This is a genomic window from Citrobacter sp. RHBSTW-00986 (assembly GCF_013783065.1).
GTDB lineage: Bacteria > Pseudomonadota > Gammaproteobacteria > Enterobacterales > Enterobacteriaceae > Citrobacter > Citrobacter braakii.
The window spans coordinates 4,707,816-4,719,983 of sequence record NZ_CP056200.1; the positions used below are offsets into that span (position 1 = coordinate 4,707,816).

The window sequence follows — 12,168 nt, forward strand, 5'->3', positions numbered from 1 at the left end:
GGTGAGCACAGCCCGCCCAAAAGCCAAACGCCATAGAAGCCCCTCAACGCCACGCTGGCAGGGGCTTTTCTTTTCCATCCCCTCACCTGACCACAACGCAACCACATCAAAACAGAGCCGCACAGACGCGAAAAAGGGCATTAACAGGCATACCCTCCTTACCCCCTCAGCGCGCGATGGTTCCCCCGCCTCGCCCGCACACAAAACCCCCGTCTTTTTGTGCAAACTTGCAGATCACGGCAGGCCGCGCCGCGTCTGGGCTTGTCTGGCAAAAGTACCATCAAAAAAATTGTGCAAACGCGCGCGTAATTTTGCACCAAAAACGCGCACTTTCTGAAAGCGAGGGCTTAACCGGCGTCAACCTCATTGAGCGCCGCCATAATTGCCAGCCTCTCAGCAGGCGGTAAAGCCGCATATTTCGCGCGCCAGCGCTCAACTTTCCGCTTAATGCGGCTCCGATCGTTGTAATCTTTGCCAGCAAAAGCGTGGGAATATGCCCGCCCCTCGCCGTAATTCATCCAGATTTTTTCTGTTCTCACCCCGCCGCGCGTCATCGCCTGAAATTCCATGCTGCGCCAGCCCGCTAACGTTTCGTCATAAAGTTGCGACGGGTAGCCAGACAGAATCACGCTGACGTTTTCCGGCAGGCTTATTAGGCAGGCTAACAGACGCTCATGATCGGCAACGGTATATTCATGACGGTAGCGGGCGCGACTGGTGCGCGTTTCAGGCATATAAGGCGGATCAGCATAGATAAGAACGCGACCGGCACGATAAAAATCATAATCGTTCAGATAGTCCACCGCATCACGGCACACCAGATCTATGTAAAGCCTGTTATGCCTATGTGCGAACTCTTTTAACGGTTCCGCATCAATATCAATACCAACATTGTGCATAGCTGGCGGCTTGCGTAGCATCACAGCCCCACTGCCCGGGTGGGTTTCAATGTAAGTATCATGTGGCGGCATCTCGGCAATGATTTTTTGATATACGCCACTACCGCCTTTGCTCCCTAAATAACTCATCCGTAAATCCTCGCGTTCAACCTGCAGCACTGCTAAAAATGACGGTGCTCGATGCTTATGGCCGACATTGCCAAACCTGACAGTGCGGTACCCAATGAGCGCCACTTAGTGGCGCTAGCGGACTCTTTGCCGCCCGCGCCCGCAGAATCGCTATTCCCCGCGCAACAAGTTGCGCCAGTCATACCGATTGTCATTTCCTGATTTTTACCCTGTCGTAGTATTCGATCAGTTGAAGCGCAACAGCAGCCACTTGCACAGCTTCCGCGCGCGCAGTTCCCGCATGGCTTCCGCCAAACTCATCATGCAGAAAAGCCTGGTTAAGCTCCCCTACCTCTTCACCTAATATCGCCCCCCAAATAAATGGGTGCTGATTGCGATCGGCACCCCACTGGCGATCTTGCTTTTCCATCTCATCCAAAACAGATACAAGCGCTAAAGTTGACTCATGCCTACTACCTGCAAACTCTTCAATATTCCTACGTCCCTGTAACTCTCTCAGCCACTCGGCAAGCTGTGCGTGCTGTTCAGAGCATGGGCCTGACAGTTGAGACGCGAGCTGGTCAGCGTGCGCGATTGCGCTATCCAGCGTCATTTGCTGATTTGATAATTTGCAATTCATCATACTTCTCCTTTCGATTGTGCTTTCTTCCAGCGGCTGATCAGCTCACTGGCTTTGTGGTTCGCGATGGTTTTACGCCATGGCTGATCGGTACCGGCGATAATCAACTCACCAGTAACCGGATGCGCGCGATACACGGTATCGAGTACCGTCACTTCATTACCGCGCGCCAGTTGAATGGCCTGCGGTTTACTGATCTGTACCTTCTTAACCTTCGCCCATGACTGAACCAGCCCAGCCAGACCAGCAATTGCCGGTGATAAAACCTGCTCTTGCTGCCTGATCGCATGGGCGGCTTTGAGGTAACTTTCTGCCCGCTGGGTGTCATATTCGGAACAGTCGCCGCTGGTAATGCTGCGCGCCAGCTCCTCAAACTCATCAGCAGGTGATTTTTGCCGTTCCGGTTTGTAGTTTCTGATGCTTTCATTGAGCCGTTTTTTCTGCTCGTGGGTCATTTGACCAATTTCATACTGTTCAGGCTCAACTGGTGGCGAATTGTCACCCCCTGAATTTGTATGTTTTTTGACCTCAGTACAGTTATTGACACGAGTCCTAGAGGGCGCGGACGCGCCCCGAAGGTCAAAATCAAAGTCAACGGCCTGCCCGGAGTCGTCTAAAACTTCCGGTTTCTTACGCACAATGCGGTAGGTATGCAGGCGGGTTTCAATTGGTGGGATGTGAACGGCAGGCATCACCAGACCTTTGATAAGATCCAGATACTCGCCGTAATCATTCGGCTCGTCTTTCTGCTGGTACCAGATGCGCAACGGCAGATCACGGCGGGCAACCAGTGCCCCGCCCTGCAATTGGGTGTATTGCTGCCAGTCGCCAGCATCCGCAGCACGGTGCAGCTCAGCAAATAGCGGGTTTATCTTGTCGGCCTGTTCCTGATTGCGGAACCGGCGCAGCTCACGCCAGACAGATACCGGCGCACCGCCCAAAAACTGAAACTGACGGATGCCCCAGCACGATGCCCAGGCGGTTGCATGTTTTGACGTTTCTTTCAGTGGCCTGCCGCTCTCGTCGTCCGTTTCGCCGTCGAGCGCGTAGCCGTCAATATTCTTACTGATGTACTTCACCACATAGCCGGTGGCGCTGCCGATTTCCTGATCGATCGGCTTCATATCAAAGCGCGGTTGATTGCCGTGTTTACCTTGTAATTCTTCCGCATCCTCACGGGTTGCGTAGTCTTCCATAACTTCCAGCAACTCGGTGGAATGTTCCGGCAGGGAAAACAACAGGCCGTGCCAGTGCGGCGTACCATCGTGGTGTGACTCAGCCACCCGCAGGCCAAAGACCGGAATTTCACGGCGGGCAAGCTCAGCACGAATCTGTTGCCATACCCGGTTAAGGTAGCGCTGCGTTGCTCTTGGGCTGGCACCGTTCCATTTGGCATTACGATGACCGAATACGGTATAGGCGTGGTATTTTGATGGTGCTGTCAGAGTAAAAAACTGGCCTGCATAGCCGCTTTCGGTGGCTACTTTCTCAAAACCACCAATGCGGGTCATGAGTTCAACGCGGCGCAATGCCGGGTTAGAAATACTCTTATCGATCTGCTCAATAAGTGAAATGCGCTCTTTGGTGTCCTGGTCTTCCAGTTCAAGACGGGCCATGATCGCGCGGCTACGTTTACGCCGGGCATCCCACTCATCAACATGGTGCTTACTGCAATACGGTGCAGCGCCCCGCTTCACGTCACCAAAGGCAATGTGCAGGTGCTCGCGCCAGCGCGCAGCGTACTTTTTCAGGTTACGGTGCCAATAGCGATCATCCAGCATCTTGCTGATGCCGGTAGTAGCTTCATCAATAAACAGCGCGCCCCGGCAATACTTTTCCCAGCTTGGAGGCGTCAGGAAGAAAAGCCGCGCGAGGATAGCCGCTTCGGTGTAAAGGTATTCGGCATATTTGCGATCACTCTGCGTCTCTACCGTTTCGTGAACTTCGCTCAGCACAGACCGCATATAGATAGCAATATCCTGCGCCAGCAGCTCAACATCTTCCGGCGTGAAGTCCGGCAGGCGGTTAAAGCGCTCAACCAATCCGTGAAGAGTGTTAAACGTGTGGTAAAGCGGGTTTACCCCTTTGAATGCTGTATCAGCCTGAGATTTAGCCTCATCGGTCATCGCAATAGCGTATTGCTCATTAACCATGTTGATGGGTGGCAGATCCCTGCGGATGATATCGCGCAGCGCCAGACGGGCGATGTGTCTGCCCTTCATGGTGTGAATGCTGTCAATGCGGGAAGCCAGACGCAGACGAATAAAGCGGGGTAGCGGCGAAAGGGTAACTTTCACCCACGCCAAAAACTCCTGTTCTTGACCCAGCTCGACTAGATCAACAACGGGAGTCTTATCAACACAAATGGCAGCTTTCGGCTTCTGCCATTCGTAAGCGTACCGGGTGGCGTCTGGTGCGCTACCCGGATACGGAGGGGGCGGCGTTGGAGCGCCGCGCCCACTTGCTGCGGTGGTCATCGTGCGCCCATGTACCGATCAATCATCTGGTGCTGAATATCCAACCCCAACTTTTCAGCAAGCGCGTACTCTGCCTTTGCCCCAGCAGACTGTTGCCAACCGTCCAACATGAAGACGCCATCAGCGCAGCGAAGCATGGCAAGGCAGATATCCATATACTCCGCTTGCTCTAACCCATCCGGCAGGATCGCCGGATTAAGAGCAACGTTTCCGCGCCGTACAATGTGCGCGGCAGCACGGTGAAACGCCGGGCGATTAAAACCAGGTAATCCGCTCATTGGGCCAGCGATATAGATTTTTGACATTACAGAGCCTCCATTTCTGGATCTGCTGGTAATGACAAATGAGGCACCCGCACCAGTTCCGCAGTACCTTCAACGGCTGAAATAGCAAACAGGCCGATCACTCTCTTTTGTTCGGCTGTCATTTTTAACGCTACTGTTTCACCGCCGTAATTGAAGAAAACAGCAACATTTTGGATTGATGATAAAACCGCGCTCTTATTCTGTTTCATGCTCATTTGCCCTTCGTTTTTTCAAGTGCGGCATCAAACTTCTTAGCGTCCATCCAGACGATGAACGCCGTTCTTTTCATCTCTCCGAATGCATCAGATGGGGTTATTTCATTGGTCAAAAAGCTGACTTTGGCACCGCCTTTTCTCTCCATCGCTACGCCCGTAATGCACTGGTGAAGTGGTTGAACGGTCACATTTTCCAGACCAACCGCCTCTAAAAATTCAATTAAGCTCGCCATCAGAAACCCCCTTGCTCATCAAAAGCGCCCGCTGCAACCATCGCGTTGTAAGTGGCATCACCACAGCACTGCCCGCAGTCCGGGCAGTTGCCTCCGCCCGCGCGCCCGCACCCTTCGCATACCTTGAGAACGCCGATCACCTCTTTAGCCTTCTGGCGGTTGCTGGCGTCAGTACTAACAGAGCGCTGCACGTCGATTTCATGCAGGCGGAAACGGTGGTAAATCTCGCGGGTGGTTTCGGTGTCACTGTTGGAAATGACAACCGGCGCGCCATATTTGCGGTTCACTTCCAGCAGCTCCGCCGCTAACTGGCGGTGGTGCTTCTCGGTGAATGGCTCGGTGTGGTATTGGGTGAAATTGGCGGTTTCGCTGGCTGGCAGGTACGGCGGATCGCAGTAGATGGCTTCATCCGTTCCAACCATCACTTTGAGGGTATTTTGAAACGAGCTGCACAGGAAAATAGCTTTGGTGTCGTTGGCCTTCTCAGCAAACTGGCGGATCTCCGCTTCGGGGAAGTAAGGCGCGGTTTTGTGCTGACCAAACGGCACGTTATAACCGCCGCTCTGGTTGTAACGCACCACGCCGTTGTAGCCGTGGCGGTTGAGGTAGAGAAACAGAGCCGCGCGGGCTACATCAAGCAAGCCTTTTGTACCGTTGAAAATGCGGCGGTTCTGTAAATATTCCTCTTTGGAATTGCCGGTAGCAAAGAGCGGGCGGGCAAGATCAATCACCAACTCAGGATTGCTTTTTACCTCACGATAAAGGCGGATCAGATCCGGGTTGATATCCGCAAGGATATAGCGGCGATAATCGGTATTGAGGAACACGGAAGCGCCGCCAACAAAAGGCTCAACGAGGCAACCAGCCTTTGGTAAATGCGGCAGTAATTCAGGCATCACGCGGCTTTTGCCACCGGGCCATTTGAGTAGTGATCGAATCATCTTGCTTTCTCCTGGGTGCAGGAAGCCCGGCGCGGTGATGCGCCTGACTACTGGTTAATCATTCAGTGGTTAATTGACTGCGCCATCAGGCGCGGGTGGTGGTGATTCGCGTAACGCCAGCATTTCAAGGCGGGGCGCAGCATGATCGGGAAACTCCCACGGCAACGCCGCAGCCAGCTCGGCAAGGCGCTTAATGCCCAACATCAAGCTCACTTTGTCCTGAGAGCTGAACTGTTCGAAAGGCATAGTGAGATGGGAGTGAGTCAGCGACGGCAGGTCTTTAAACCGCTGGGCGGCTTCGTTTGCCAGCAGGATGATCGCCTTTTTCTGAGTCTCGCCCAGGCGGTTGAAACGGCTCGCCGTGTCATTGGTGCGGGAAACTGAAATGCTCGACTGCAAGCGGGCGCGCTGCTCAAGGAACATCTGACGCCCAGAGACTGGTTTTTCTTGTCCGATACTCATAATCCTATCCCCCATCACTGCCGCTTATCAGGCGCGCCACTCGGAAGTAACGCCCCGGATAAGCACCGGTTTCCCGGTGCCTCTCTTACTCGTCGCCCTGCTGCTCTTTGGCTGGCTTAATCGCAGGCCATACCAGAACAACGAGCGCCCCCACGAAGAACAGATCGCCAACCGCTGAGAGCAGATAGCTGGTGAAGTCCACCGCTACCACCATGAAAGCCAGCAGCAGAACCAGCGCAGGCCGCAACATGCTCAGCACCTGGCTCATCAGATGTAATCCTCAACGCGCAGACCCAGACGACGCCCAACCTCTTCCAGTACCTTCTGCTCTTCCGGCTCGATCTCGCCGTCAGCTTCGGCAATGGTCAGCATGTTGACGAAGACTTCCTCAGCCTCTTTCGGGTCGTTTTTGATATCTTCGATTTCACGCAGGATGTTCATGCGACCAACGCGAAAACCTGCCTCAAGCTGTTCAGTGAAGCGGGTGATCAGCGCGGTGATTTCGTTGCCGTAATGACTCAGGCGGGGATTGGAGCGCAGCAGCTGATCGAGCTTTGCGGTTTCCTCTTTCTCAATTTCACCATCAGCAGCAGCAACCAGCAGACAGCCACCAACAATGGCCTCCATCAGATCGCGGTTTTCAACTTTCTTTAATTCAACTTTTACAGCAGCGGTTTTTTTCTTGAACATGCCAAACATAATTAACCCATTTTTTGGGTGAGTGAATGCGCCATCACTTAATAAAGTGACGACAGGTAGAAAAAGTTTTATCTGTTACTTAATTACTAAAGCAGTTTTCTAAATAACCTTGCTAATACACCAAATAAGCCTTTGTTTATCTTTTTCGTATAAACAAAAGGCTTACTCATACCTTTAATAAAGCGCACCTTATTCGGTTCCGGTTTAAAGAAACGCCCATCCGGGCATTCAATCCAACCGCGTGTATTGCGGTAGTGCTTAACTTGGCAACCGTGCCTTAACAGGCTAGCGAGTGATGGCCCTTGGTCTGCGTTCATTAGTGTGATACCCCGTCACGAATAGCATCAACGGTTTTCATTGCTTCCGCTAATGCAAAGTCTCGCCCAAAATAATTACCATTATTTAAAATGCTATATGCCGTTTTCATAGTAATGGCATTGCGCGGGCATTTATGAATGGTGAAGCCACGATAAATATAACTATGGCGGCTTAATTGTATTAACTGGCCCGTCATCTCATCGACTCCTTACAGACCAATCCACAGCAGCCAGGCATCACGTTGCTCTTTTGGGCGGTTGAAAAATGCTTCACGCATGGCGCGGTTAAATTCTGGGATGAAGATCCAATTTTCAGATCGACCATTCAGGGCTTCCGGGTTCTTCATCGGAACCACTGGCAACTTACCATCTCGCACCATATCACCCACTGCGCTGGCTGATTTACCGATCATTTCGGCAAATTTCGGAGTTGGCACCGCGTCCACAGGGTGGCGCAATTCAATGTAGCCCTCTGGGTATTTGTCTTTCATGTGTAATAATCCTCTTCGATGTTCAGCCGCTTATAGCTGACTGTAGCCGCCTTAGGCGGTGTCTTAAATGGATTACATGTAATCCCAACATTGAGGAGTTTAGATCACTTATGATCCAAAAAACAAGCATCGGTGAAAAAATCATGCTTATGAGAAAAGCCGAAGGACTATCCCGTAGAGAAATGTCTGAGATAACAGGCATTTCAGCTAACAACCTGAAAAACTACGAAGCTATAGGGAGGCAAATACCCGGCGACTACTTAGCATTGATTCTCGAAAATCCGCGATTTGAGAAATACACCCTATGGCTCATGACCGATAAAACCGCACCAGCAGCGGGGCAGGTTTCCCCGGCTCTCTCCCCTGATGGGCAAGGCAAAACAACATCGCGCCAATCAAGGCCGAAGGCTGGTTAAAAATCTGGTTTTTCTTTGCGCTAGAACACACGGCGCAAAACGACAATCGCACTACTGGAGGGCTTCGCTATGTCGATTAAGAAGCTCGAAGGTGGTCAATACGAAGTAGACGTGTACCCGCGCGGGCGTAACGGAAAACGCATCCGTAGGCGGTTTGATAAGAAACAAGAAGCTGTACTTTTTGAGCGTTATGTATTGGTCAACGCCGACAAAAAAGAATGGCTTGGCGCGAGCGTAGATCGCCGCACCTTAAGCGAATTGTTAGAAGCCTGGTGGTTGCTATACGGGCAGACGTTGGAAAATGGCGAAATTGAGAAACGGCACCTGAACAAAACGATCAGGGCGTTGGGAGATCCGGCCGTTAACCGGTTAAGCAAACGCACGATAGCGCAGCACCGAAGCCAACGGCTGGAGGACGGGATCAGCGCAGCCACGATTAATCGTGATATCTATCGGCTTTCCGGCATGTTCAGCGCGTTGATCAAGATGGAAGAGTTCAGGAAGGAAAACCCTTGCAAGGGTCTGGAACCGCTGAAAGAAACACCGCCCGCCATGACCTATCTAACGAAGTCAGAGATCGGCAGGCTGCTGGAAACTTTGACCGGTGACGATCGGCGCGTAGCTCTGGTATGTCTCAGCACTGGCGCACGATGGGGAGAGGGCAGCACGCTGCGAGGTGAACAGGTTAACCACGGGCGCGTGACCTTCCTTAAGACCAAAAATGGGAAAAATAGAACGGTTCCGATATCGGAAGCGCTGGAGGAAGAGATCAAGACCAGCGACACGGGGCCGCTGTTCAAAGTTGACTATGAAAACTTCTGCGAACGGCTCAGAAAGGTAAAGCCCGATCTACCACGTGGTCAGGCCACGCATGTGCTTCGGCACACGTTCGCAAGCTGGTTCATGATGAACGGGGGGAACATTATTGCGTTACAGCAGATTCTGGGGCACGCAAGCATACAGCAGACGATGGTTTATGCTCACCTTGCCCCCGATTATCTCAAGCACGCAGTAACGTTAAACCCGCTGGGTGGAGGGCTGGCGATTTGACTACACGTTGTCTACGCCCATAAACACTATAACCCGTTGTAGCCGCTTCTGGCGGTTACACGGTGACTTGATTTAAAAGGGATTTTTTCTAAGTACCTGATAAAAAAAACCCCCTCATCATGAGGGGGAAGACAGGGATGGTGTCTATGGCAAGGAAAACAGGGTTACTACTGGGAACGTGAGTTGCTACTACTCAATAAATTCAACGATGAGCTTTTTTTCCAGTGCGCTACGTCGCGCAGTTGCTCCATTCGTTGTTCATGTCTCTCATTTAAAACCGCTTGCTGCTCGGGCGTTAACAGGCGATACATCTGGTTGCGAACCTTGGCTATTTCAACCTGGCGGGCAACCTGTTCTTGCGCCATTCTTTCTGCCTGAGCGCGCACAGCGCGTTCATCAAATTTCTCTGCGGTGACAAGGCGATGCATTGTCTCCATTTCGCTAACATTAACAGGAGGCTGTTCGTGTCTTGCCTGCTGCATTAAATCTCGCATCTGTTGACGTTGATGTTCGGTTAAACTGATACCGTCGAACATGTGGCTCTGAACGCTGCGTTGCGCGGAGCCTTCACCCAGGTGCCAGTGATCGCCTGTGACGACTTCAGCTGCATGGCTTAAAGTACTCAGAGCCAGCGTTGAGGCCATGACGGCAGCGGTAACTTTGCCCATCACTTGCTCCCAAAATCTTTTCTGTCGCGATTCAACGAGAGACAGTTTACGATTCGGGCTGCAAACATGCGTCAGGGGGTGTAAAACAACGTAAAGTCATAGATTAGCGACGCCTGATGACGTAATTTCTGCCTCGGAGGTACGTAAACAATGAATAAAATCCTGTTAGTTGATGATGACCGAGAGCTGACTTCCCTGTTAAAGGAGTTGCTCGAAATGGAAGGTTTCGATGTGCTGGTTGCCTATGATGGGGAACAGGCGCTTGAGCTTCTGGATGACAGCATCGATTTACTTTTGCTCGACGTCATGATGCCGAAGAAAAATGGCATTGATACGCTGAAAGCACTTCGTCAGACACACCAGACACCCGTAATCATGCTGACCGCTCGCGGCAGCGAATTGGATCGCGTACTTGGCCTTGAGCTGGGCGCGGACGACTATTTACCCAAACCGTTTAACGACCGTGAACTGGTCGCGCGCATCCGCGCTATTTTGCGTCGCTCACACTGGAGCGAACAGCAGCAGAACAGCGACAACGGTTCGCCGACTCTGGAAGTGGATGCGTTAAGCCTTAATCCGGGTCGCCAGGAAGCCAGCTTTGACGGGCAAACCCTGGAATTAACCGGCACCGAATTCACCCTGCTCTATTTGCTGGCACAGCATCTCGGTCAGGTGGTTTCGCGTGAACACCTGAGCCAGGAAGTGCTGGGCAAACGCCTGACGCCTTTTGATCGCGCGATCGACATGCATATCTCGAACCTGCGTCGTAAGCTGCCAGAACGTAAAGACGGACACCCGTGGTTTAAAACCCTGCGCGGTCGCGGCTACCTGATGGTCTCCGCTTCATGATAGGGAGCTTAACCGCACGCATCTTTGCCATCTTCTGGTTGACGCTGGCACTGGTGTTGATGTTGGTACTGATGTTACCCAAGCTTGATTCACGCCAGATGACCGAGCTACTGGACAGCGAGCAGCGCCAGGGGTTGATGATTGAGCAACACGTTGAAGCTGAACTGGCGAACGATCCACCCAACGATTTAATGTGGTGGCGTCGCTTGTTTCGGGCGATAGACAAGTGGGCGCCGCCAGGACAGCGGTTATTGCTTGTTACGACGGAAGGACGCGTGATCGGCGCAGAACGCAACGAAATGCAGATCATTCGTAACTTTATTGGTCAGGCCGATAACGCCGACCATCCGCAAAAGAAAAAATACGGTCGCGTTGAGATGGTCGGGCCTTTCTCCGTCAGAGACGGCGAAGATAACTACCAGCTGTATCTCATTCGACCTGCCAGCAGCTCACAATCTGACTTTATCAATCTGTTGTTCGACCGACCGCTGTTGTTGCTGATTGTCACCATGTTAGTCAGCTCTCCGCTATTGCTCTGGCTTGCCTGGAGTCTGGCGAAACCGGCGCGTAAGTTGAAAAACGCGGCGGATGAAGTGGCCCAGGGCAACCTGCGTCAGCATCCGGAACTGGAAGCCGGTCCGCAGGAATTTCTGGCGGCGGGCGCCAGCTTTAACCAGATGGTGACGGCGCTGGAGCGAATGATGACCTCGCAGCAACGCCTGCTGTCGGACATCTCTCACGAGTTGAGAACGCCGTTGACGCGTCTGCAGTTGGGCACCGCGCTGCTGCGCCGTCGTAGCGGTGAAAGCAAAGAGCTGGAGCGTATTGAAACAGAAGCACATCGGCTGGACAGCATGATCAACGACCTGCTGGTGATGTCACGTAATCAGCAGAAAAACGCGCTGGTCAGTGAAACGGTGAAAGCCAATCAGCTGTGGGGCGAAGTGCTGGATAACGCCGCCTTTGAAGCCGAGCAGATGGGTAAATCACTCACGGTGAATTTCCCGCCGGGCCCGTGGCCGCTGTACGGCAACCCAAATGCGTTGGAAAGCGCGCTGGAAAACATTGTGCGCAACGCCCTGCGTTATTCACACACGCAGATTGAAGTTGGCTTCGCGGTGGATATCGATGGGATTACCATCACCGTCGACGACGATGGCCCGGGCGTTAGCCCTGAAGACCGAGAACAGATTTTCCGTCCGTTCTATCGTACCGATGAGGCGCGCGATCGCGAGTCTGGCGGAACAGGTCTGGGTCTGGCGATTGTTGAAACCGCAATCCAACAACATCGTGGCTGGGTGAAAGCCGAAGACAGCCCGCTGGGTGGTTTACGGCTGGTAATTTGGTTGCCGCTGTATAAACGCGCTTAACAGGCTTCCCCGGTAACGTCGTACCGGG

The 12,168-nt window shown here is 52.7% G+C and carries 18 protein-coding genes; 4 read left to right on the plus strand and 14 right to left on the minus strand.

Annotation, left to right across the window (positions count from 1 at the left end; all coding sequences use genetic code 11):
* Nucleotides 1-347 precede the first annotated feature (347 nt).
* The 13 genes from HV345_RS22655 to HV345_RS22715 all read right to left on the minus strand — a co-directional run bounded on the left by HV345_RS22655 (nucleotide 348) and on the right by HV345_RS22715 (nucleotide 7,787).
* Nucleotides 348-1,028, minus strand: a complete 681-nt coding sequence (locus tag HV345_RS22655; protein ID WP_181636086.1) for a DNA adenine methylase — start codon at nucleotides 1,026-1,028, stop codon at nucleotides 348-350.
* 190 nt (nucleotides 1,029-1,218) lie between these two features.
* The gene (locus HV345_RS26535) at nucleotides 1,219-1,650 is read right to left on the minus strand and encodes a hypothetical protein (RefSeq protein ID WP_239689278.1); all 432 of its coding nucleotides are present in this window, start codon (nucleotides 1,648-1,650) and stop codon (nucleotides 1,219-1,221) included.
* A complete protein-coding gene (locus HV345_RS22665) occupies nucleotides 1,647-4,124 on the minus strand; it encodes a replication endonuclease (protein WP_255467590.1) in 2,478 nt (825 codons plus the stop codon). Before HV345_RS22665 ends, HV345_RS26535 begins: the two co-directional genes overlap by 4 nt.
* Nucleotides 4,121-4,429, minus strand: a complete 309-nt coding sequence (locus HV345_RS22670; RefSeq protein WP_160387343.1) for a DUF4406 domain-containing protein — start codon at nucleotides 4,427-4,429, stop codon at nucleotides 4,121-4,123. The genes HV345_RS22665 and HV345_RS22670 overlap by 4 nt, the downstream gene beginning before the upstream one ends.
* Nucleotides 4,429-4,638 carry a hypothetical protein gene (locus tag HV345_RS22675; RefSeq protein ID WP_001514716.1) on the minus strand — a complete coding sequence of 70 codons (210 nt, stop codon included), beginning with the start codon at nucleotides 4,636-4,638 and terminating at the stop codon, nucleotides 4,429-4,431. The genes HV345_RS22670 and HV345_RS22675 overlap by 1 nt, the downstream gene beginning before the upstream one ends.
* A gap of 2 nt (nucleotides 4,639-4,640) precedes the next feature.
* Nucleotides 4,641-4,877, minus strand: coding sequence for a hypothetical protein (locus HV345_RS22680; protein ID WP_001514715.1), 237 nt, complete (start codon nucleotides 4,875-4,877; stop codon nucleotides 4,641-4,643).
* The gene (locus HV345_RS22685; RefSeq protein ID WP_181636087.1) at nucleotides 4,877-5,818 is read right to left on the minus strand and encodes a Dam family site-specific DNA-(adenine-N6)-methyltransferase; all 942 of its coding nucleotides are present in this window, start codon (nucleotides 5,816-5,818) and stop codon (nucleotides 4,877-4,879) included. The genes HV345_RS22680 and HV345_RS22685 overlap by 1 nt, the downstream gene beginning before the upstream one ends.
* Before the next feature lie 69 nt (nucleotides 5,819-5,887).
* On the minus strand, nucleotides 5,888-6,280 hold the full coding sequence (locus HV345_RS22690; RefSeq protein WP_181629461.1) for a hypothetical protein: 393 nt from the start codon (nucleotides 6,278-6,280) through the stop codon (nucleotides 5,888-5,890).
* A gap of 85 nt (nucleotides 6,281-6,365) precedes the next feature.
* Nucleotides 6,366-6,548, minus strand: coding sequence for a DUF3927 family protein (locus tag HV345_RS22695; protein WP_155020265.1), 183 nt, complete (start codon nucleotides 6,546-6,548; stop codon nucleotides 6,366-6,368).
* Nucleotides 6,548-6,979 (minus strand): tellurite resistance TerB family protein, encoded by a 432-nt coding sequence (locus HV345_RS22700; RefSeq protein ID WP_063922350.1) that lies wholly within the window; start codon nucleotides 6,977-6,979, stop codon nucleotides 6,548-6,550. The genes HV345_RS22695 and HV345_RS22700 overlap by 1 nt, the downstream gene beginning before the upstream one ends.
* A gap of 86 nt (nucleotides 6,980-7,065) precedes the next feature.
* Nucleotides 7,066-7,296 (minus strand): phage filamentation protein Fil family protein, encoded by a 231-nt coding sequence (locus HV345_RS22705; RefSeq protein WP_181629464.1) that lies wholly within the window; start codon nucleotides 7,294-7,296, stop codon nucleotides 7,066-7,068.
* Nucleotides 7,296-7,493: a DUF4761 family protein gene (locus HV345_RS22710; protein ID WP_181636088.1), complete on the minus strand. Its 198-nt coding sequence runs from the start codon at nucleotides 7,491-7,493 to the stop codon at nucleotides 7,296-7,298. Before HV345_RS22710 ends, HV345_RS22705 begins: the two co-directional genes overlap by 1 nt.
* 12 nt (nucleotides 7,494-7,505) lie before the next feature.
* Complete coding sequence (locus HV345_RS22715; protein WP_016155214.1) at nucleotides 7,506-7,787, minus strand: Cox family DNA-binding protein; 282 nt, start codon at nucleotides 7,785-7,787, stop codon at nucleotides 7,506-7,508.
* 110 nt (nucleotides 7,788-7,897) lie between these two features.
* On the opposite strand from HV345_RS22715, the gene HV345_RS22720 reads away from it, so the two are divergent.
* Nucleotides 7,898-8,203 (plus strand): helix-turn-helix transcriptional regulator, encoded by a 306-nt coding sequence (locus tag HV345_RS22720; RefSeq protein ID WP_016155213.1) that lies wholly within the window; start codon nucleotides 7,898-7,900, stop codon nucleotides 8,201-8,203.
* 69 nt (nucleotides 8,204-8,272) lie between these two features.
* Nucleotides 8,273-9,253 (plus strand): tyrosine-type recombinase/integrase, encoded by a 981-nt coding sequence (locus tag HV345_RS22725; RefSeq protein WP_016155212.1) that lies wholly within the window; start codon nucleotides 8,273-8,275, stop codon nucleotides 9,251-9,253.
* 167 nt (nucleotides 9,254-9,420) lie between these two features.
* Here the strand turns inward: HV345_RS22725 and cpxP are convergent, their stop codons facing one another.
* On the minus strand, nucleotides 9,421-9,921 hold the full coding sequence (cpxP, locus tag HV345_RS22730) for a cell-envelope stress modulator CpxP (protein ID WP_016155211.1): 501 nt from the start codon (nucleotides 9,919-9,921) through the stop codon (nucleotides 9,421-9,423).
* Nucleotides 9,922-10,071: 150 nt separating this feature from the next.
* Here cpxP and cpxR point away from each other — a divergent pair, with 150 nt between their 5' ends.
* Complete coding sequence (cpxR, locus tag HV345_RS22735) at nucleotides 10,072-10,770, plus strand: envelope stress response regulator transcription factor CpxR (RefSeq protein WP_006686193.1); 699 nt, start codon at nucleotides 10,072-10,074, stop codon at nucleotides 10,768-10,770.
* Nucleotides 10,767-12,140 (plus strand): envelope stress sensor histidine kinase CpxA, encoded by a 1,374-nt coding sequence (gene cpxA, locus HV345_RS22740; protein WP_016155210.1) that lies wholly within the window; start codon nucleotides 10,767-10,769, stop codon nucleotides 12,138-12,140. Before cpxR ends, cpxA begins: the two co-directional genes overlap by 4 nt.
* Nucleotides 12,141-12,168: the final 28 nt, after the last annotated feature.

Excerpts from the sequence above, each read along its gene's own strand:
- HV345_RS22655 (WP_181636086.1), bottom strand. The coding sequence starts at position 1,028 with ATGAGTTATTTAGGGAGCAAAGGCGGTAGTGGCGTATATCAAAAAATC.
- HV345_RS26535 (WP_239689278.1), bottom strand. The coding sequence starts at position 1,650 with ATGATGAATTGCAAATTATCAAATCAGCAAATGACGCTGGATAGCGCA.
- HV345_RS22665 (WP_255467590.1), bottom strand. The coding sequence starts at position 4,124 with ATGACCACCGCAGCAAGTGGGCGCGGCGCTCCAACGCCGCCCCCTCCG.
- HV345_RS22670 (WP_160387343.1), bottom strand. The coding sequence starts at position 4,429 with ATGTCAAAAATCTATATCGCTGGCCCAATGAGCGGATTACCTGGTTTT.
- HV345_RS22675 (WP_001514716.1), bottom strand. The coding sequence starts at position 4,638 with ATGAAACAGAATAAGAGCGCGGTTTTATCATCAATCCAAAATGTTGCT.
- HV345_RS22680 (WP_001514715.1), bottom strand. The coding sequence starts at position 4,877 with ATGGCGAGCTTAATTGAATTTTTAGAGGCGGTTGGTCTGGAAAATGTG.
- HV345_RS22685 (WP_181636087.1), bottom strand. The coding sequence starts at position 5,818 with ATGATTCGATCACTACTCAAATGGCCCGGTGGCAAAAGCCGCGTGATG.
- HV345_RS22690 (WP_181629461.1), bottom strand. The coding sequence starts at position 6,280 with ATGAGTATCGGACAAGAAAAACCAGTCTCTGGGCGTCAGATGTTCCTT.
- HV345_RS22695 (WP_155020265.1), bottom strand. The coding sequence starts at position 6,548 with ATGAGCCAGGTGCTGAGCATGTTGCGGCCTGCGCTGGTTCTGCTGCTG.
- HV345_RS22700 (WP_063922350.1), bottom strand. The coding sequence starts at position 6,979 with ATGTTTGGCATGTTCAAGAAAAAAACCGCTGCTGTAAAAGTTGAATTA.
- HV345_RS22705 (WP_181629464.1), bottom strand. The coding sequence starts at position 7,296 with ATGAACGCAGACCAAGGGCCATCACTCGCTAGCCTGTTAAGGCACGGT.
- HV345_RS22710 (WP_181636088.1), bottom strand. The coding sequence starts at position 7,493 with ATGACGGGCCAGTTAATACAATTAAGCCGCCATAGTTATATTTATCGT.
- HV345_RS22715 (WP_016155214.1), bottom strand. The coding sequence starts at position 7,787 with ATGAAAGACAAATACCCAGAGGGCTACATTGAATTGCGCCACCCTGTG.
- HV345_RS22720 (WP_016155213.1), top strand. The coding sequence starts at position 7,898 with ATGATCCAAAAAACAAGCATCGGTGAAAAAATCATGCTTATGAGAAAA.
- HV345_RS22725 (WP_016155212.1), top strand. The coding sequence starts at position 8,273 with ATGTCGATTAAGAAGCTCGAAGGTGGTCAATACGAAGTAGACGTGTAC.
- cpxP (WP_016155211.1), bottom strand. The coding sequence starts at position 9,921 with ATGGGCAAAGTTACCGCTGCCGTCATGGCCTCAACGCTGGCTCTGAGT.
- cpxR (WP_006686193.1), top strand. The coding sequence starts at position 10,072 with ATGAATAAAATCCTGTTAGTTGATGATGACCGAGAGCTGACTTCCCTG.
- cpxA (WP_016155210.1), top strand. The coding sequence starts at position 10,767 with ATGATAGGGAGCTTAACCGCACGCATCTTTGCCATCTTCTGGTTGACG.